General features: G+C 66.8%; 12 protein-coding genes, 5 tRNA genes and 1 pseudogene. 3 read left to right on the top strand and 15 right to left on the bottom strand.

Features of this window, described 5'->3' with window-relative positions:
• Positions 1-3 precede the first annotated feature (3 nt).
• Both AB2385_RS08625 and AB2385_RS08620 read right to left on the bottom strand, forming a co-directional pair.
• Complete coding sequence (locus AB2385_RS08625; protein ID WP_367654553.1) at positions 4-2739, bottom strand: valine--tRNA ligase; 2736 nt, start codon at positions 2737-2739, stop codon at positions 4-6.
• Positions 2740-3090: 351 nt separating this feature from the next.
• The gene (locus AB2385_RS08620) at positions 3091-3645 is read right to left on the bottom strand and encodes a GNAT family N-acetyltransferase (RefSeq protein ID WP_367654552.1); all 555 of its coding nucleotides are present in this window, start codon (positions 3643-3645) and stop codon (positions 3091-3093) included.
• A gap of 195 nt (positions 3646-3840) precedes the next feature.
• Between AB2385_RS08620 and AB2385_RS08615 the strand changes: the two genes are divergently transcribed.
• Positions 3841-4752: a DMT family transporter gene (locus tag AB2385_RS08615; protein ID WP_367654551.1), complete on the top strand. Its 912-nt coding sequence runs from the start codon at positions 3841-3843 to the stop codon at positions 4750-4752.
• Here the strand turns inward: AB2385_RS08615 and AB2385_RS08610 are convergent.
• The 7 genes and pseudogenes from AB2385_RS08610 to tig form a co-directional block, all read right to left on the bottom strand.
• The gene (locus AB2385_RS08610) at positions 4749-6251 is read right to left on the bottom strand and encodes a methyl-accepting chemotaxis protein (protein WP_367654550.1); all 1503 of its coding nucleotides are present in this window, start codon (positions 6249-6251) and stop codon (positions 4749-4751) included. The genes AB2385_RS08615 and AB2385_RS08610 overlap by 4 nt on opposite strands.
• Before the next feature lie 106 nt (positions 6252-6357).
• The gene (gene yihA / locus AB2385_RS08605; protein ID WP_367654549.1) at positions 6358-6963 is read right to left on the bottom strand and encodes a ribosome biogenesis GTP-binding protein YihA/YsxC; all 606 of its coding nucleotides are present in this window, start codon (positions 6961-6963) and stop codon (positions 6358-6360) included.
• A gap of 71 nt (positions 6964-7034) precedes the next feature.
• Positions 7035-9443 carry an endopeptidase La gene (gene lon / locus AB2385_RS08600; protein WP_367654548.1) on the bottom strand — a complete coding sequence of 803 codons (2409 nt, stop codon included), beginning with the start codon at positions 9441-9443 and terminating at the stop codon, positions 7035-7037.
• A 228-nt stretch (positions 9444-9671) separates the two neighbouring features.
• On the bottom strand, positions 9672-11402 hold the full coding sequence (gene lonB, locus AB2385_RS08595; protein WP_367654547.1) for an ATP-dependent protease LonB: 1731 nt from the start codon (positions 11400-11402) through the stop codon (positions 9672-9674).
• Between the two features lie 221 nt (positions 11403-11623).
• Positions 11624-12898, bottom strand: coding sequence for an ATP-dependent Clp protease ATP-binding subunit ClpX (clpX, locus tag AB2385_RS08590; RefSeq protein ID WP_367654546.1), 1275 nt, complete (start codon positions 12896-12898; stop codon positions 11624-11626).
• Positions 12899-12915: 17 nt separating this feature from the next.
• A pseudogene (locus AB2385_RS08585) lies at positions 12916-13524 on the bottom strand (ATP-dependent Clp protease proteolytic subunit).
• A 44-nt stretch (positions 13525-13568) separates the two neighbouring features.
• Complete coding sequence (gene tig, locus AB2385_RS08580; protein ID WP_367654545.1) at positions 13569-14858, bottom strand: trigger factor; 1290 nt, start codon at positions 14856-14858, stop codon at positions 13569-13571.
• A gap of 457 nt (positions 14859-15315) precedes the next feature.
• Here tig and AB2385_RS08575 point away from each other — a divergent pair, with 457 nt between their 5' ends.
• Together AB2385_RS08575 and AB2385_RS08570 are read left to right on the top strand one after the other, a co-directional pair.
• Positions 15316-16521 (top strand): threonine synthase, encoded by a 1206-nt coding sequence (locus AB2385_RS08575; RefSeq protein WP_367654544.1) that lies wholly within the window; start codon positions 15316-15318, stop codon positions 16519-16521.
• A 139-nt stretch (positions 16522-16660) separates the two neighbouring features.
• Positions 16661-16745 (top strand) — tRNA-Leu (locus AB2385_RS08570).
• A 123-nt stretch (positions 16746-16868) separates the two neighbouring features.
• Here AB2385_RS08570 and AB2385_RS08565 read toward each other — a convergent pair.
• From AB2385_RS08565 to AB2385_RS08540, 6 genes are all read right to left on the bottom strand, one after another.
• A complete protein-coding gene (locus AB2385_RS08565) occupies positions 16869-17609 on the bottom strand; it encodes a DUF5694 domain-containing protein (RefSeq protein WP_367654543.1) in 741 nt (246 codons plus the stop codon).
• Positions 17610-17795: 186 nt separating this feature from the next.
• Entirely contained in the window at positions 17796-18014 is a 219-nt protein-coding gene (locus AB2385_RS08560; RefSeq protein WP_367654597.1) for a DUF378 domain-containing protein, read from the bottom strand.
• A gap of 215 nt (positions 18015-18229) precedes the next feature.
• A tRNA-Lys gene (locus AB2385_RS08555) sits at positions 18230-18304 on the bottom strand.
• Positions 18305-18344: 40 nt separating this feature from the next.
• Positions 18345-18420 (bottom strand) — tRNA-Gln (locus tag AB2385_RS08550).
• Positions 18421-18425: 5 nt separating this feature from the next.
• A tRNA-His gene (locus tag AB2385_RS08545) sits at positions 18426-18502 on the bottom strand.
• A 32-nt stretch (positions 18503-18534) separates the two neighbouring features.
• Positions 18535-18610, bottom strand: a tRNA-Arg gene (locus AB2385_RS08540).
• Positions 18611-18636: the final 26 nt, after the last annotated feature.

The following is an 18636-nucleotide window of genomic DNA, read 5'->3' as shown; positions in this document are numbered from 1 at the left end:
GCGTTACGCCTCCAGCTTGTGCAGGAACTCGAGGCGGGCCTCCAGGGCGGCCTTCACCTCAGCCAGGGCGGCCGCCTCCTCCCGCGTCTTCTCGACGATCTCGGGCCGGGCCTTGGCCAGGAAGCCGGGGTTGCTCAGCTTGTTCTGCAGCTTGGTGAGGTCCGCCTCGGTGGTCTTCAGCTCCTTGGTGATGCGCTCGATTTCCTTTGGCACGTCGATCAGGCCGCCGACGGGGACGTAGACCTCGGCGCCGGCCAGCACCGCCGTCGCGGCGTGGTGCGGCTTCTCCTCGGCCACGGGCTGGATGGTGAGCGCAGCCGTCTTGGCCAGGTTGGCGATGAAGGCGCGCCCCTCCTCCAGGATGGCCTGCGACTCGGGCGATGTGGCCATGAGGATGGCGTCGATCTTCGTGTGCTCGCCCAGGCGGAACTCGGCCCGGATCGAGCGCAGGGCCCGGATCGCGTCGATGATGAGCTGCATGCGGGCTGCGGCCTCGGCGTCCTCCCAGGCCTCCAGCGGAGTCGGGTAGGAGGTGATGGAGATGGACGGGCCCAGCGCCGCCTTGCCGGCCTGGCGGGCGATTTCGGACGCGATCTCCACGGGCTGCGTCTGGAGCGGCAGCCGCTGCCAGATCGCCTCGGTGATGTAGGGCATGAACGGGTGGAGCAGCCGCAGCGTGGCCTCGAGCACGAGGGCGAGGGTCTCCTGCGCCGCCGCCCGGGTCGGGTCCTCCTTGCTGTAGAGCCGGGGCTTCACCAGCTCGATGTACCAGTCGCAGAACTCGCTCCAGATGAAGTCGTAGATCGTGCGGGCCGCCTCGCCGTACTGGTACTCGCCCAGAAGCTCGTTCACCGCCCGTGCGGCCGCGTTGAAGCGGTGGCGGATCCAGCGGTCGGCGATGTCATACTGGAGGCCGGACCGGTCGGCGTGCGGATCCCAGTCGGCCAGGTTCATCAGCACGAACCGACTGGCGTTCCAGAGCTTGTTGGCGAAGTTCCGGGCGTTCTCCACCCGCTCGGTGTGGAAGCGGATGTCGTTGCCGGGGCTGGAGCCGGTCACCAGCATGAACCGGAGCGCATCGGTGCCGTACTGGTTGATCACATCAATCGGATCGACGCCGTTGCCCAGCGACTTGGACATCTTCCGCCCCTGGGCATCGCGGACCAGGCCGTGCAGCACCACCGTGTGGAACGGAATCTTCCCCGTGAGCTCGAGGCTGCTGAAGATCATCCGGGCGACCCAGAAGAACAGGATGTCGTACCCCGTGATCAGCACGTCGGTGGGGAAGAAGTAGGCCAGATCCTTCGTCTCGTCGGGCCAGCCCAGCGTGGAGAAGGGCCACAGGGCCGACGAGAACCAGGTGTCCAGGGCGTCCTCGTCCTGGTGGATGTGGGACGAGCCGCACTTTTCACACTGGGTGGGGTCGGTCTCCGCCACCGTGAGGTGGCCGCAGTCGTCGCAGTACCAGACCGGGATGCGGTGGCCCCACCAGATCTGCCGTGAAATGCACCAGTCCTGGATGTTCTCCATCCAGTGCAGGTAGACCTTGGTAAACCGCTCGGGCACGATCTTGATCGCGCCGCTCTCCACCGCGCGGATCGCGGGTTCGGCGAGGGGCTTCATCTTCACGTACCACTGGCGGGAGATCAGCGGCTCGATGACGGTGCCGCACCGGGCGCAGCAGCCCACCGCGTGACGGTGATCCTCCACCTTTACCAGCCAGCCCTCGGCCTCGGCGTCGGCCACGATGCGCTTCCGACACTCGTAGCGGTCGAGCCCCGCGTACTTGCCGGCGGCCTCGGTCATCTCGCCCCGGGGGCCGATCACCTGCGGCATCTCGAGGCCGTGGCGCAGGCCGATCTCGAAGTCGTTGGGGTCGTGGAAGGGGGTGATCTTGACGCAGCCGGTGCCGAACTCCTTGTCCACGTAGCTGTCGGCGATGATGGGGATCTCACGCCCGGTGGCCGGGTGCCGCAGCATCTTGCCCACCAGGTGCTGGTAGCGCTCGTCGTCGGGGTTCACGGCCACGGCGGTGTCGCCCAGCATCGTCTCGGGCCGGGTGGTGGCGACCACGATGTGGCCGCTGCCGTCCGCCAGCGGGTAGCGGAAGTACCACATGTGGCCGTTCTGCTCCTGGTAGTCCACCTCGATGTCCGAAAGCGCGGTCTGGTCCTTCGGGCACCAGTGGGTGATGCGGGTACCCTGGTAGATCAGCCCCTTCTTGTAGAGCTGCACGAAGAAAGCGCGCACCGCCCGGGAGAGCCGCTCGTCCATGGTGAAGGCCTCGCGGTCCCAGTCCACCGACACGCCCAGTTTGCGCAGCTGGGTGACGATGGTGTTGTGGTACCGCTCCTTCCAGTCCCAGACCTTCGCCACGAAGGCGTCGCGGCCCAGCTCATGCCGGGTGGGGCCCCCGGACTTGCGCAGGTCCTCCTCCACCCGGATCTGCGTGGCCAGTCCGGCGTGGTCGGTGCCGGGCAGGTACAGGGTGGGGTACCCCTGCATCCGCTTCCAGCGGATGGAGATGTCGATCATGGTGTTGTTGAGGGCGTGGCCCAGGTGCAGGGTGCCCGTGACGTTGGGCGGCGGGATGACGATGGTGAACGGCCGCCTCCCCTCCACGACCGGTGCGTGGTAGAAACCGCCCTCCTCCCAGTACCGGTAGTACTCATCTTCCACCTGTTTGGGGTCGTACCGCGGCGACAACTCGCCGGCGGCCGGTGTCTGCGGGTTGGACATCCAAATCTCCCTCCTCAAAGTGAAAGGCCCCGGCCCGTCCCATAAGGACGAGCCGGGGCTCGCGGTACCACCTTACTTCCCCCGCACGCGGGGGCGCTCTTGCGCTGTAACGGGCTGGACCCGGCATCCCTTGAGCGGGCGGGGATGACACCCGGCCCGGTTCGGGGATGCGGCTTCGGCGGCGACTTCACCGGAACCTGACCCGGGAACCCTTGCACCCGACGGGGTTCCCTCGCTGGGGGCGGTCTGCCGGTTACTCCTCCGCGTCAATGCCTTTGCCTGGTAGCAGTGGGTACACGCCCATGATATGTTTGTGCGGAGCGCTTGTCAACTCCGTTCGCCCGGGGCGGCTCAGCCAGCCAGGATCTGCTCGCGGCGCTGCTGCCAGCACCGGCGGGTAAGCTTCATCAGCACGACCGGGGCCGGGTCACCTCTCCGGCGGCTCGGCGCCAGCACGCCTTCCGGGCGGAACCCCAGCCGCTCGTACAGGCGGATCGCCCGCTGGTTGGTGGCGAAGACACGCAGGTAGACAATCTCCAGCGCCATCGGGCCGAAGGCGTGGTCCAGCGAGCACGCCATCGCCGCCGTGCCGATCCCCTTTCCCCACAGCTCCCGCTCGCCCACGCAGATGCGGATCTCTGCCGTGCGCGCCCGGTAGTTGGCCTGCGCCAGTTCCACCTCCCCCACCGGCTGGCCCTGCCACTCGATCATCCACATCCGGCCGGACCGATCACCACGCAGGTTGCGCAGCCAGTCGGCGGGGTCCACGTTCACGAATCGCCTGCCCATCAGGGCCGCGATGACCGGGTCCTCGTCCCAGCGGCGCAGCAGGCTCAGGTCATCCGCCTCCACGGGCCTCAGCCGCACCGCGGACGGACCCGGCAGGTAGCCGTCCGTCGTCGCCATCGGTGTTTGTCGCACGCCCTTGCTATCTAAACTGTTTCGGTGTCTCAGGGCACAGGTCTTCGACAGGCGACGGCGGCCTCCCTCCAGGGAAAATGTGCTGTGGCGCCCGGCTGCCGTGCTGCGGTCGATGGACTGGGACCGCGGTATTTGCTAATATGAACGATAACTATCCAGTGTAATGGAGGATTGACCAGGTTGCGCATCCACTCGTGGCAGGCCGATCTGATCCTTCTGGCAGTCACCGCCGTCTGGGGGGCGACTTTCCCGATGGTCAAGAACGCCACCAACCTGGCGGTTGGTGGCGTGCCCACTTATTGGTTCCTCGCCGTGCGTTTCGTGATGGCCACGGCGCTGCTGGGTCTCGTCTTCCGGAGGCGGCTGCGCGGACTGCCGGCATCCACCTGGTGGGCGGGAATCCTGCTGGGGGCCTTCCTCTTCGCCGGGTACGCGTTCCAGACCTTCGGCCTCGCCTACACCACCAGCGCCAAGGCGGCCTTCATCACCGGTCTCTCAATGATCGTCGTCCCGGTGCTCTCCGTCATCTGGCTCCGGCAGCCGCCGTCTCCGGGCGCCTGGCTCGGCGTCGTCACCGCCCTGGCGGGGCTGGCCCTGCTTTCCCTGGACGACAGCCTGGTGCCCTCCCGGGGCGACCTGCTGGTGCTCATGGGCGCCGTCGCCTTCGGCCTGCAGGTCGCGGGCGTCAGCCGCTTTGCCGGCCGACACGATCCCATCGCACTGGCCGTGATCCAGCTGGGTACGTCCGGCGTCCTCGCCGCGGCGCTCCACCTGTGGGAGCGGGCCTCCCTCGGCCCGGGCGTGCCGGGCGTCTCCTGGTGGGCGCCGCCCGCGTGGGTCGTGCCCGCCATCGTGGTCTGCGGCCTGCTGGCCACAGCCGCCGCCTTCCTGCTCCAGAACCTGCTGCAGCCCTACACCACCGCCACCCACGCGGCGCTCATCTACGCCGCCGAACCCGTGTGGGGAGCGGTGTTCGCCTACCTGCTGGCCGGCGAGGTGCTGGAGCCCCGCGGATACGCCGGGGCGGCGCTGATGCTGGCCGGCATGCTCCTGGCCGAGTTGCCCGTCGGTCGCCGGCGCCAGCTGGCCTAGAACCGGAACTGCTGCGCCTGCTTGCGCAGGACGGTCGCCATCTCCGCCGTGCGCGCCGCCAAGCCGACCAACCTCTCCACCTCGGACCGGACCTGCGTCGCCGAGGCGGCCATCGACTCCGTGGCCGACTGGCTGGCCTTCGACTGCTCCTCCAGATCGCTGATGATGTTGGTGACCGCCCGGGCGCTAGCCAGCATCTGCTCGGAGGTGGCGGCATTCTCCTGGGCGATGGCCGAGAGCTGGACGGTGGCGTTCACCACGTCCTGGCTGGCTGCGGCGATCTCCTCGGCCGAGGCCGAGATGGACTGCGCCTCCTTAAGGGTCTCGGCCACGGCGGCGAGGATCCGCTCCAGGGCGGCGCCGGCCTCCGCCGAGAGCTGCACGCCCCGCTCGACCTCCCGGGTGCCGGCCTCCATCGTACCCACGACGGCCGCTGCGCTCTGCCGGAGGCCCTCCACCCGGCCGGCAATCTCACCGGCGGCCGTGCGCACCCGCTCGGCCAGGCGGCGCACCTCGCCGGCGACGACAGCGAAGCCCTTGCCGTGCTCGCCGACGCGGGCCGCCTCGATGGCCGCGTTCAGGGCCAGGAGGTCGGTCTGGCCGGCGATTTCCGTGATGAGCTGCAGGATCTCATCCACCTGCTGCAGCGACTGGCTCAACTCCCGCACCTGATTGGACGCGTCCAGCACGCGGTCGCGCACCTGGCTCATGCCCTCGGCGGAAAGGCGCACCGCCTGCCCGCCCTGCTCCGCAGCCTCGCGGGTCCGGCTGGCGGCCTCGGCCACGACCCCGGCGCTCTCGGCCACCTGCTCGATGGCTTCTGCCATCTGCCGGACCGTGTTGGCGGCCCGATCGACCTCCCCGGCCTGCGACTGAGCGGCGGTAGCCACCTGGGTGGCCGCTTCTTCCACCTCGCGGATGGCCTGCGCACCGTCGGTGGCGTACTGAGCCTGCTTCGCCGCGATGGCCCGCACGGCCTCGATTTCCTTGGTGGAAGACTCGGTGGCCTCACCGGTCTGGTGCGCGCTCTCATCGAGCCCCCGGGCCGCGTCGTCCAGGTCGGCGGCCGCCTGAGCGATCGTGCGCACCACGCCGGCCAGCTGTGAGACCATGGTGTTGAACGCCTTCGTAGCCTGCCCCAGCTCGTCCCGGCTGGTAACGGGGAGGGCGGTCACCGACAGGTCGCCGGCCGCAATGCGGACCATCGCGTCCTGCAGGCGTTTCAGGGGCCTGACCACGACCCAGGCGAACAGGATCGACGCGCCGATGACGACGACGAACACCGGGATCATAACCCAGAGAAGGGTGGTGATCACTTCCGACTGCAGCAGGCTCAGCTGAGCCTCACTCAACCCCGCCGCCGCTGCGGTGGCCTGGAGCCTGCGCAGCCCGACAAAAACGACCAGCACCACCGGAAGGAACGCCCACGTCACGAGGGTGGCGATGGTCCGGATACCGAATTTCCACTGCAGGGGATTTACGAGGTGGGACAGGCGCATGCTATTCTCCTCCAGACTCCTCTACTCTGCCGATCCTTCGAACACTGTTTAATTGTACCATGTCCAAGAAGTTTATTGGAGTACATGCGCCTGTCCGGGCCCGGGCCTACCGGGCACACGTCATGATCCAGCGCCAGACCTCATCACGCCCCGCCCCGGTCTCGGCCGAGAAGAGAACGAGCGGCTCGACCTCCGGGGCCAGGGTGAGGTCCTGCGCGATCACCTGCAGGTGCCGCGGCCAGGCCGAGCGTCCCACCTTGTCCGCCTTGGTGGCGACGCAGAGCGCCGCGCGGCCGTGATGGCGCAGCCATTCCCGCATCGCGATGTCGTCCCTGCTGGGGGGGTGGCGGATGTCGACCACCTGGACCACCCCGCGCAGCGTCTCCCGCGTGAGCAGGTAGCCTTCGATCAGCCTGGCCCACTGGCGCCGCTGCGCCTCAGATACGCGCGCGTACCCGTACCCCGGCATGTCCACCAGGTAGAAGGCACCGCCCCGTTGCCTCCCCTCGGGCCAGATGCGGTAGTAGTTGAGCGTCTGCGTGCGGCCCGGGGTGTTGGACGTGCGGGCCAGCTTGCGGTTCTGCGCCAGGGTGTTGATGAGCGACGACTTACCCACGTTGGACCGGCCGACCAGCGCGATCTCGGGCAGACCGTCCGCAGGAAACTGCCCCGGCGACGCGGCGCTCAGCACAAACTCAGCGAAGACAGCCACGCTAACCCTCCTTGCGAGCCCCCATCAGCGCAAAGGAGCGGGAGGAACGCCGCGGTTCCTCCCGCCTCTTCTTACACCACGGGGCTGTTCGGATGTGCGTCCTCCATGCCCAGCGCGTCGGGCGGCGGGAGGATCTGCTCCTCGCCCTCCTTCACGTCCAGCAGGGCCAGCCGCAGCACCTCGTCCATGTGGTCCACCAGGTGCACCTGCAGCTTCTTGCGCACGTTGCCGGGGACCTCCTCCAGATCCTTCTCATTCTCCCGCGGCAGGATGATGTGTGTGATGCCGGCCCGGTGGGCGCCGAGCAGCTTCTCCTTCACGCCGCCAATGGGCAGCACCCGCCCCCGCAGGGTGATCTCGCCGGTCATGGCCACGTCGGCCCGCACCGGCCGCCGCGTGAGCGCCGAGACCACGGCCGTGGCCATGGCGATGCCGGCCGACGGCCCTTCCTTCGGCACCGCGCCCTCGGGCACGTGGATGTGGATGTCGTACTGCGAGTGGAAGTCCTCATCCAGCCCCAGGTCGCGGGCCCGGCTGCGGATGTAGGAGAGCCCCGCCTGGGCCGACTCCTTCATCACCTCGCCCAGCTTCCCGGTGAGGATCAGCTGGCCCTTGCCCTTCATCAGCGAGACCTCGATGGGCAGGATGTCACCGCCCACCTCGGTGTAGACCATCCCGGTGGCCACGCCGACCTGGTCCTCCTTCTCCCGGCGGCCCCACTGGTAGCGCGGGGCACCCAGGAAGGAGTGGAGGTTCTGCGTGGTCACCCGCACCGTCTGCGCATCGCCCGTGGCGATCTCCCTGGCCACCTTCCGGCAGATGGTGGCCAGCTGCCGCTCCAGGTTGCGCACGCCGGCCTCCCGGGTGTACTCCCGCACGATGGTGCGGAGCACGTTTTCGGAGACCTCCAGGTTCTCCTCGGTGAGACCGTGGTCACGCCGTTGCTTGGGCAGGAGGTGCCGCTTGGCGATCTCCACCTTCTCGTCCTCGGTATAGCCCGAAAGCTGGATCAGTTCCATGCGGTCGAGCAGCGGACGGGGGATGTTCCAGACCACGTTGGCCGTGGTGATGAAGAGCACGTCGGAGAGGTCGAAGGGAACCTCCATGTAGTGGTCCACGAAGGCGTGGTTCTGCTCCGGATCGAGCACCTCCAGGAGCGCCGAGGCGGGGTCGCCCCGGAAGTCGGAGGACATCTTGTCGATCTCGTCCAGGAGGAAGACCGGGTTGCGCGTGCCCGCCTGCCGCATACCCTGGATGATGCGGCCGGGCAGCGCCCCCACGTACGTGCGCCGGTGGCCCCGGATCTCGGCTTCGTCGCGCACGCCGCCCAGGGACATTCGCACGAACTTGCGGCCCAGGGCGTTGGCCACGCTCTTGGCCAGGGAGGTCTTGCCCACGCCCGGCGGTCCCGCCAGGCAGAGGATGGGTCCCTTCATCTTGGAAACCAGCTTGCGCACGGCCAGGTACTCGAGGATGCGGTCCTTCGGCTTCTTCAGGCCGTAGTGCTCGCTCTCGAGAATCTCCTCTGCCTTCTTCAGGTCCACCTGGTCCTCGGTGGTGACGGACCAGGGCAGGCTGGTGATCCACTCGAGGTAGTTGCGCACCACCACGGCCTCGGCGGCCATGGGAGGCATCTTCTCGAGCCGGTCGACCTCGCGGAGGGCCTTCTCCTTCACCTCGTCGGGCAGGCCCAGCTCCTCGATTTTCTGCCGGAAGATCTCCGCCTCGGTGCCCCGGTCGTCGCGCTCGCCCAGCTCCTTCTGGATGGCCTTGATCTGCTCGCGCAGGTAGTACTCGCGCTGCGACTTCTCCATCTGCTTGCGCACGCGCACGTTGATCTTCCGCTCGAGGTCCAGGACCTCCATCTCGCGGGTGAGGATGTCGGAGACGCGCTCGAGCCGCTCCACCACGTCGAAGGCCTCGAGCACGGCCTGCTTGTCCTTCAGGTCCAGGGTCGTGAGGTAAGCCGCCACCGTGTCCGCCAGCCGGCCGGGTTCCTCGATCTGGACCGCCGTCACCAGCGACTCCGGCGGCACCTTCTTGGAGGACTTCACATATCGCTCATACTGGTTTATCACCATGCGCATCAGCACTTCGGCCTCTGCGCTCCGGCTGACCTCGTCGGGCACCTCAACCACGGCCACCCGGAAGTAGGGATCTTCGAAGACGTAGTGGTCGATGCGCGCCCGGGAAAGGCCCTCGAACACGACCTTGAACGTACCGCCGGGAACCTTGACCACCTGCTTGATCTCCACAAGCGTGCCCACCAGGTAGATGTCGTCGGGCGTCGGCGTCTCGTTCTTGGCGTCTTTCTGCATCGCGAGGACCATCCGCCGGCCCTCGTTCATCGCCTGCTCCACCGCACGCATGGACTTCTCGCGGCCGACCTCGAGCGGAACGATCATGGTCGGGAAGACGATCTGCCCCTTGAGCGGCAGCAAGGGCAGGCTCAGCAGCTGCTCCGAGCGTTTCTGGGCCACCGGTCTCACCTCCTGGCAGTAGCTCGCGTTCCGATTCTATCATATCAAACCACGCCGGCCACCGGCTTCCGCCCTGTAGCGGCACCCGTGCGTCAGTGTAATGCTATATTAAGACGATCATTCCGCACCAAAGGTGCGCCTCTCGGGGCGGAAGCCGAACGGGACTTAGCTTTCACCCGCACAGGGCGGAGCATGCGCAGGTGTGAGCCGGTCGGCGGCCCTGCTGCGTCAGCACTCGCCGCCCGACAGCGAGACGGCCGGTTGCGGGATGGGAAGTTCCAGCGCAGGCGCCGGCAGGGGTTCCGGCAGCGCTTTCGCCGCCTCGGCCACCTCGGGCTCGGCCTGAACAGCGAAGGCGAGGGCGAACACCTCGTCCAGGTGCGACACCGGCACCACGCGGATGCCGGGCAGGTCCCGGAATGCCTCCTGCCAGTTTTCCTGCGGGATCAGCACCCGGGTGCACCCGGCCTGGCGGGCCGCCTCCACCTTGGCCACCACGGAGCCTACCGGCTTCACCAGGCCCCGGATGGAGACCTCGCCCGTCATGGCGACGCGGTTGTCCACCGGGCGGCCGATAAACGCGCTGTAGATTGCGGTCGCGATGGCCACGCCGGCGCTCGGCCCGTCCACCGGCACCCCGCCCGGGAAGTTCACGTGGATATCGTAGTCGCGGGGATCCACGTCCAGGTACTGCTTCAGCACGGTGAGTACGTTCTCCACCGAGCCCTTGGCCATCGACTTGCGCCGGATGGTGCGGCCGTATCCGCCCACCTCCTCCTCGTCCACCACACCGGTCACGGTGACCACGCCCTGACCGGGCGATTTGGCCGGGCGCACGGCCGCCTCCAGTTCGAGCAGGTGCCCCATGTTCGGACCGCTCACTGCGAGGCCGTTCACGCAGCCCACCAGCGGCCTGGCAGGAACCCGCCTGTCGGGCCGGGGCTGGAGTTGCCCGGAGTTGATCACCCACTCCACCTCGGACCGGGGGATGGTGAACTGGCCCGTGCCCCACAGGACGCCTGCGGCGATCTGCACGATGTTCACCGCTTCCCGCCCGTTGGTGGCGTAGCGCTGAATCACGTCCACGGCGCCGGGCTCCAGGCTGAACCCGATTTTGGCCGCCGCCCGCCGGGCCACCTCGGCCACCTCATCGGGAAGCAACGGGCGGAAGAAGATCTCCATGCAGCGAGAGCGGATCGCCGCCGGGATCTCGTGGGGCAGGCGGGTGGTCGCGCCCACCAGGCGGAAGTCCGCGGGCAGGCCGTGCTCGAAGATGTCCTTGATGTGCGAGGGCATGTTGGGGTCCTCCGGGCTGAAGTAGGCCGACTCCAGGTGGACCTTGCGGTCCTCCAGCACCTTCAGGAGCTTGTTGAGCTGCACGGGGTGGAGCTCCCCGATCTCGTCGATGAACAGCACGCCCCCGTGGGCCCGGGTCACGGCGCCGGGCTTGGGCTGCGGGATGCCCGCCAACCCCAGCGGCCCCGCGCCCTGGTAGATGGGGTCATGCACGGAACCGATCAGCGGGTCTGCGATTCCCCGCTCGTCGAAGCGCGCACAGGTGGCGTCGATCTCCACGAAGGCCGCGTCGGGCCGGAAGGGCGACGCGGGGTTACGCTTGGCCTCCTCCAGCACCAGCCGGGCGGCGGCCGTCTTGCCCACGCCAGGGGGCCCGTAGATGATGACGTGTTGCGGGTTGGGCCCGCAGAGGGCCGCACGCAGGGCCTTCAGCCCCTCCTGCTGGCCGACGATCTCGTCGAAGCTGGCGGGGCGGGTCAGTTCGGACAGGGGCTCCGTCAGCCGAATGGCCCTCATCCGCCTGAGCCTCTCCAGCTCCTTGCGGGACTCGCGCTCCACCGCGAGCCGGCTGCCCTGCTGGCTCCGGAGCAGGTTCCAGAAGTAGAGGCCGATCACGATGGCGAAGAGCAGGTGAATCAGCGTGAGAATGCCGCCCAGGGCCATGCTGCGAAACCTCCTCCTACACCGTCTTGGCGCGTTCAGCCGCATCTCGCCGCAGCGCGCTGCCGCTGCTCTGGCTAGTATTCCGCCCGCCGGCGGGTCAGAATGCTGGATGAACGTTCCGCACTTGAAGGAGGTGAGCGACAGGCATGGGGATTCTCCCCGGGCGGCAGACAGCAAAGCGCCCCGGCCGTGCAACCGCCGGGGCGCTGTCTTGCTGAACGTCAGGCGGACTCTTCCTTCTTCGTGCGCCGCGCCTTGCCTTCGGTGGTGGTGACGAGGAGCGGTTCCTCCTTCTTCAGCACCACGTCCTTGGTGATGATGCACTTCGTGACGTCGGTGCGGGAGGGCACCTCGTACATCACGTCCATCATGATGTCCTCGATGATCGCCCTCAGGCCGCGGGCGCCGGTGTTCCGGCGCAGCGCCTCCTTGGCGATCGCCCGCACGGCGTCTTCCTTGAACTCGAGCTCGATGTTGTCCATCGCCAGCAGCTTCTGATACTGCTTGACCAGGGCGTTCTTCGGCTCGAGGAGGATGCGCACCAGTGCGTCCTCGTCCAGAGCATCCAGCGTGACGATAACCGGCAGCCGGCCGACGAACTCCGGAATCAGCCCGAACTTGAGGAGGTCTTCGGGCAGAATCTGCTTCAGCAGTTCGCCGACGTTCTCCTCTTTCTTGGAGCGGATATCGGCGCCGAAGCCCATGCCCCGCTTGCCGATGCGGTTGGCGATGATCTTCTCGATGCCCTCGAAGGCGCCGCCGCAGATGAAGAGGATGTTGGTGGTGTTGATCTGGATGAACTCCTGGTGCGGGTGCTTCCGGCCACCCTGGGGTGGCACCGAGGCGATCGTGCCCTCCAGGATCTTGAGCAGCGCCTGCTGTACACCCTCGCCGGACACATCACGGGTGATCGACGGGTTCTCCGACTTGCGGGCAATCTTGTCGACCTCGTCGATATAGACGATGCCCCGCTCGGCCTTCTCGATGTCGTAGTCGGCGGCCTGGATCAGCTTGAGCAGGATGTTCTCCACATCCTCACCCACATAGCCTGCCTCGGTGAGTGACGTCGCATCGGCGATGGCGAAGGGCACGTTCAGGATCTTGGCCAGGGTCTGCGCAAGCAGCGTCTTGCCGGAGCCCGTGGGGCCGAGCATGACGATGTTGGACTTCTGCAGTTCCACGTCGTCCAGCTTGTTCCCCAGGTTGATGCGCTTGTAGTGGTTGTACACTGCAACCGCCAGCGTCCGCTTCGCGCGCTCCTGCCCGATGACGTACTCGTCGAGAATCGCTTTGATCTCGGCCGGCTTTGGAACGTCCTTGAGTTCGAAATCGACTTCTTCGCTGAGCTCTTCCTCGATGATCTCGTTGCAGAGCTCAATGCACTCGTCGCAGATATAGACACCCGGCCCTGCGACAAGCCGCTTCACCTGGTCCTGGAACTTGCCGCAGAACGAGCACTTGAGCTGGCCCTTGTCCTCACCGGTGAACTTGAACATTACCCCACCCCTTTTCGTTAGCGTGCGGAGCGGCTCGCCTTATCCCTGGGGTGTAGCACCTCATCGACCAGGCCGTAGGCCTTCGCCTCCTGCGCCGACATCCACCGGTCGCGCTCGGTGTCCGCCAGAATGCGTTCCACCGACTGGCCCGTGTGCTAGGCGAGGATCTCGGCCATCATCTGCTTGGTCTTGATAGCCTCCCGAGCGGTAATCTCGATGTCGGTAACCTGTCCGCCCACACCTTCCAGGTGAGGCTGATGGATCATCACCCGGGCGTTGGGCAGAGCGTAACGCTTCCCCGTGCCGGCCGCCAGGAGCAGTGCGCCCATGGATGCCGCCATCCCCACGACAGTCGTATTCACCGGCGACTTGATGTGCTGCATTGCATCGTAGATGCCCATGCCCGCGCTGACCGAGCCGCCGGGCGAATTGATGTACAGGTTGATGTCCTTGTCGGGATCGTCGCTTTCCAGGAAGAGGAGCTGGGCGATCACGACGTTGGCCACCTGATCGTCGATCGGCGTACCCAGGAAGATGATGCGATCCTTCAGCAGACGGCTGTAGATGTCGTAGGCCCGCTCGCCGCGATTGGTCTGCTCGATCACGTACGGAATCAGGTAGCTCATAGTCTGACCTCCTCTACCCACCATCTATACCGGAACTGGCCGGATCAGGCAGCGGTGTTAAGCGCTACCAGGTGGTCGATGGCCTTCTGGGTCAGCAGGTCCTCACGCACGCGGGCCCGGTATGCCTCGTTCCGGCGGAGCTTCTGCACCTCGGCCTTCTGGTTCGGGTAGAGGGCCAGCAGCCGGTCGAACTCGGCCTCGATCTCGGCGTCGGCGACCGTCAGCCCTTCCTTCTTCGCCACGGCCGCCAGCACGAGGGCGGTCTTCACGGACCGCTCCGCCCGGGGCCGGAGCTCGGTGTGCAGGTCTTCGTGGGACTTGCCCGTCACTGCATGCCACTGCTCCAGCGTGAAGCCCTGCTGCGCCAGCTGGATCTCGAAGTCCCGGATCATCTCGTGGATCTTGTCGTGCACGAGCACGTCGGGCACATCCACCGCCGCTTCGTCGGTGACGGCATCCACGATCTGCTGCCGGAACTCCTGTTCCGCGCTGGCCTCCGCTGCCTCAGTGAGACGATTCTTGATGTCAGCCCGAAGTTCCTCCACGGTCTTGAACGGGCTCACCTGCTGGGCGAACTCGTCGTTTACCTCGGGCAGTTCCTTCTTCTTGACCTCGTGCACCGTCACCTTGAAGACGGCCGGCTTGCCGGCCAGATGCTCCGGCCGGTAGTCCTCCGGGAAGGTGACGTTCACCTCGCGGGTCTCGCCGACCTTCGCCCCCAGCAGCCCCTCCTCGAAACCGGGGATGAACGTCTTCGAGCCCACCTCGAGGGTATAGCCCTCGCCCTTGCCGCCCTCCAGGGGCTCGCCGTCCACGAAGCCCTCGAAGTCGATGACGGCGAAGCTGCCCTGAACCACCTCGCCGGCCTCATCGGTAACGAGGGTGGCCAGGCGCTCCCGCAGGGCGTTGATCTGCTCCTCTACCTGCTCGTCGGTGACTGCGGGCACGGTTTTCTCAATGCCGAAGCCTGAGAGCCGGCCCAGGGTGACCTCCGGGGTGACCTGCACCTTCCCCCTGAAGATGAAGGGCTGGCCCTCCTCGGCCTGGACCACCTCGATCTCCGGCTGGTCAATCGGCTCGATCTGCCCCTGCTCCACCGCCTCGCTGTACGCCCGGGGGAGAAGCCGCTCGACCGCTTCCTGGACAAGCGCCTCCTTGCCGTACATGCGCTCGAAGATGAACCGTGGCGCCTTCCCACGGCGGAAGCCGGGGATGGTGACCTGCTGGTTCAGCTTCCTGAACGCAGCCTCGATCGACTTGGAGAATTCGGAGGCATCCACCTCGACTTCAAACTGCATCCAGTTGTTTTCTAACTTGTCCCAGGTCGCCTTCATCTGGTTTCCCCCTCGATTATCCAGTACGTGGCCCCGTCGGCCACATACTTCGTCTTCAGTCAGGTTGCACGGTTGCAACTTGGTTATTATACCATGCGCCCGCCGCAGGGACAACGAACCTCGTCTGCCTACTATAAGACGCACCCAGGCCGCGACGAGGTTCGGCAGGTCCTCGCGCGGGCCGGCGGGAACCGGTGGACGAGCTGCACCACCGCCTCCGGCCGGGGCGACGGTGCGCCTCTGGCCCGGCTCCGCGTCGCTTGCGGCGAAAACTGTCGTGCAGACGCATCAGACCGCGATCTTGCCGCCGCTCCGGTCCACTCGGTGGGGCGACGCGAAGGTCGCACCGCCGTGGGTATTCGTTCAGGTTCATAGGTATGGAAACGGCAGACGGCGAAGACAGGCGTGTGCATGAGGGGCGAAAAGCTGCCCAATCACCAAACTGGAGGCGAGTGGCATGACGTACATGACGCACCTGGAATGCTCCCGCTGCCACAAGACCTACGATCCGGACCAGGTGATCAACCTCTGCGAGTGCGGGGGGCCCCTGCTGGTCCGCTACGACCTGAAGAATGCCGGAGCTGCGGTGCGTCCCGAGAATCTCACAGGCCGGGTCTCCAGCCTGTGGCGCTACCGGGAAGTCCTTCCCGTCCGAAGCGCGGAGAACATCGTCACCCTGGGCGAGGGCATGACGCCGCTGCTTCCCGTACCCCGGCTGGGCGAGGCCCTGGGCCTGCCGAACCTGATGCTGAAGGACGAGGGGGTGAACCCCACCGGCACCTTCAAGGCGCGCGGCGCCGCCGTCGGGATGAGCCGGGCGAAGGAGCTGGGCATCCGGAAGGTCGCCATGCCGACCAACGGCAACGCCGGCGGCGCCTGGGCCGCCTACGGCGCCCGCGCCGGGGTCGAGGTCACCCTCATCATGCCGGTCGACGCCCCGGCCATGAGCGTACTGGAAGCCGCCGCAGTGGGCGCCGACGCGTACATGGTGCGCGGCCAGATCACCGACGCCGGCGCGATCATCGCCCGGTCGGCCGGGGCCCACGGCTGGTTCGAGGCCGCCACCCTCAAGGAGCCGTACCGCATCGAGGGCAAGAAGACCATGGGCTACGAGATCGCCGAGCAGCTGGGCTGGACGCTGCCGGACGTGATCCTGTATCCCACCGGCGGCGGCGTCGGCATCATCGGCATCTACAAGGCCATCCGCGAGATGGTCCAGATGGGCTGGCTGCCGGAGAACGTGAAGATGCCGCGCCTGGTGGCCGTCCAGGCGGCCGGGTGCGCCCCGATCGTCAAGGCCTATCAGGAGGGCAAAGACGTCTCGGAGAAGTGGGAGGACGCGCACACCGTGGCCCAGGGCATCCGCGTGCCCAAGGCGCTGGGCGACTTCCTCGTGCTGGAGGCCGTCCGGGCGACCGGCGGCACCTGCGTCGCCGTTCCCGACGAGGACACCCTCTGGGGCCTGCGGCAGATCAGCCGTTGCGAAGGCCTCTTCATCTGCCCCGAGGGCGCATCGCTGGTGGGCGCCGCCCGCATCCTCCGCCGGCAGGGCTGGCTGCAGCCCGAAGACCGGGTGGTGCTGCTGAACACTGGCGCCGGCATCAAGTATCCTGACGTCCTGAAGCCCCAGTTGCCCATTCTGGACAAGGACGCGACGATCTAACCCGTGAGCCGCGTCGCCCGCGCAGCTTGCGCCATCCCGCCGCCACGCCATGCCAGTCTCCACCACTCGCACTACTCATGGGTGGGCCTTTACAGGGCTGCGGACCGTGCAGTAACATTACAGTTGCGGTCTGTTTCCTGCGAGAGTGGCGGAACTGGCAGACGCGCAAGACTTAGGATCTTGTGCCGCAAGGCGTAGGGGTTCAAGTCCCCTCTCTCGCACCACGTGGAGAGACAAGGGCTGCAGGGTTCGATCCCTGCAGCCCATTTGCATGCTGTTCGCGGTCTTGTCGCCGGCCGGCAGTCACCGGCAAGCCAGGCCCGGGCACGGGTGCGGTTCCGGGCCCCCTAACTCAGGTACGGAAGCGGGTCCACGTACTCCAGGTCGGGCGAGTGCATGATGAACTGCCGGAGCAGCGGCCGGTGACCCGCACCGACCAGCACCAGGACCCGGTCCGAGTCGCGCTGGGGCAGGCCCGCGATATGGCTGAACATGAACAGGTTCCGCCTGTACCAATCCGCAACCAGCTGTGCGCCCACGTAGGACTCGCCCGCCCCCACGGCGGCGATCTGCATGTACACCCCGTGCAGGGCGTCGTGATCGGCGGAGTTGAGGTAACGGAGCAGCCCCAGAACCCCTCCCTCCAACTCCGCCCTCTCCTGTGCCTCCCGCACCTCGCCGGTGAGGCGCTCGAACGAGGCCAGAAATCGGGTCATGCCCTGCCTGGCTGCCGTTGACAGAACGGCCTCGAAGTCCAGGTCAAGGCTGTAGTCGATCCCGTAGATGCGAGAGTGGCCCATTCGTTCGGCCAGGCGAAAGCCCAGCTGGTCGATCTCGTTGCGGCCCAGTTCCAGGCGGCCGGCGCGGTACGCCTCGTAGCGCGCCTGCAACGCCTGTACCCGACCGGGCTCGACCTCCACCGCCACGTGCGTGGGCCGGTAGCGCAAGAGCCGCGCCACCACGTCCCGGATCTGTTCCTGCACCCTCTCATCCAAAACGTCCTTATAGTTGCTTTTCACGTAGTCAAGGTTGGGGTTGTCCATGTGATAGGTTCCAACAACCATCACCTGCGCACGACCACCGGACATGCGGGCTGTCCTCCCCGAAGCGCGTTGAATTACTGATATAATTCTCTCTCTTTCGGCGTTGCCCTGCCACCGGGGCCGGTCCCGGGAACGCTGCGCCTGCGGGAGGAGCGACAGGGGCGGCGGTACCGTGAGCAAAGACAAGGCGCACCTCCGGTGAGAACCGGAGGTGCGCGCAGCCCGGTTGGGTCACGTCCGCTGGCGGGTCGCGACCAGGTCGCCGATGAGCACGGCGCCGGCGATCCCCACGGCCGTGTAGACAATCCGGGATACCACCGACATCTGGCCGCCGAACAGAAAGGCAACCAGGTCGAACCCGAAGAGTCCGATCAGGCCCCAGTTGAGGGCGCCGATGATCACCAGTAGTCTCGCAATGAACACGTCGCCACCGCTCCTTTGCTCGCACATAGGGTGTGCAGGCGATGGCACGCTCTATTCACCATGTGGCATCGAAGGGCCGCCCTGAAGCGGCTGCTTGGGGACATCCGCTGCGTCTCCTCAGTCTCCGTCTGACCGGGCCAGCTGCAGGGCCGTACAGTTTTTCAGCCGGCAGCAAGGTGATGGGATCACACCTGTACCCGACAATGAAGTCGCACCCTCCGCCGGGTGCGGAGGGTGCGATTTGGTGGGCCATGTTGGATTCGAACCAACGACACCCCGCTTAAAAGGCGGGTGCTCTGCCACTGAGCTAATGGCCCGACAGGGCAAGACCCCCGCCAGGGCGGGAGCCTCCCGCTATGGCTGGGGCGGCAGGACTCGAACCTACGAATCCGGGAGTCAAAGTCCCGTGCCTTACCAACTTGGCTACGCCCCAGTGTATGGGCTGACCGACCGGATTCGAACCGGTGACCTCCAGAGCCACAATCTGGCGCTCTAACCAGCTGAGCTACGGTCAGCGTGTGTGACCAACCTGCAAGCGAAAAAACCGTGGTGCGCCTGGCAGGATTCGAACCTGCGGCCAACCGCTTAGAAGGCGGTTGCTCTATCCCCTGAGCTACAGGCGCCTGTACAGCACAGGTTAGTTTAGCAC

It is taken from the genome of Symbiobacterium sp. (assembly GCF_040797425.1).
Taxonomy (GTDB): domain Bacteria; phylum Bacillota; class Sulfobacillia; order Symbiobacteriales; family Symbiobacteriaceae; genus Symbiobacterium.
Note: the sequence above shows the minus strand (reverse complement) of the source record. Positions and strands in the feature narration are given on the sequence as shown.

Coding starts and splice junctions, on each gene's coding strand:
- AB2385_RS08625 (WP_367654553.1), bottom strand. CDS start 2,739: ATGTCCAACCCGCAGACACCGGCCGCCGGCGAGTTGTCGCCGCGGTAC.
- AB2385_RS08620 (WP_367654552.1), bottom strand. CDS start 3,645: ATGGCGACGACGGACGGCTACCTGCCGGGTCCGTCCGCGGTGCGGCTG.
- AB2385_RS08610 (WP_367654550.1), bottom strand. CDS start 6,251: ATGCGCCTGTCCCACCTCGTAAATCCCCTGCAGTGGAAATTCGGTATC.
- lonB (WP_367654547.1), bottom strand. CDS start 11,402: ATGGCCCTGGGCGGCATTCTCACGCTGATTCACCTGCTCTTCGCCATC.
- clpX (WP_367654546.1), bottom strand. CDS start 12,898: ATGTTCAAGTTCACCGGTGAGGACAAGGGCCAGCTCAAGTGCTCGTTC.
- tig (WP_367654545.1), bottom strand. CDS start 14,858: ATGAAGGCGACCTGGGACAAGTTAGAAAACAACTGGATGCAGTTTGAA.
- AB2385_RS08575 (WP_367654544.1), top strand. CDS start 15,316: ATGACGTACATGACGCACCTGGAATGCTCCCGCTGCCACAAGACCTAC.
- AB2385_RS08565 (WP_367654543.1), bottom strand. CDS start 17,609: ATGTCCGGTGGTCGTGCGCAGGTGATGGTTGTTGGAACCTATCACATG.
- AB2385_RS08560 (WP_367654597.1), bottom strand. CDS start 18,014: ATGTGCGAGCAAAGGAGCGGTGGCGACGTGTTCATTGCGAGACTACTG.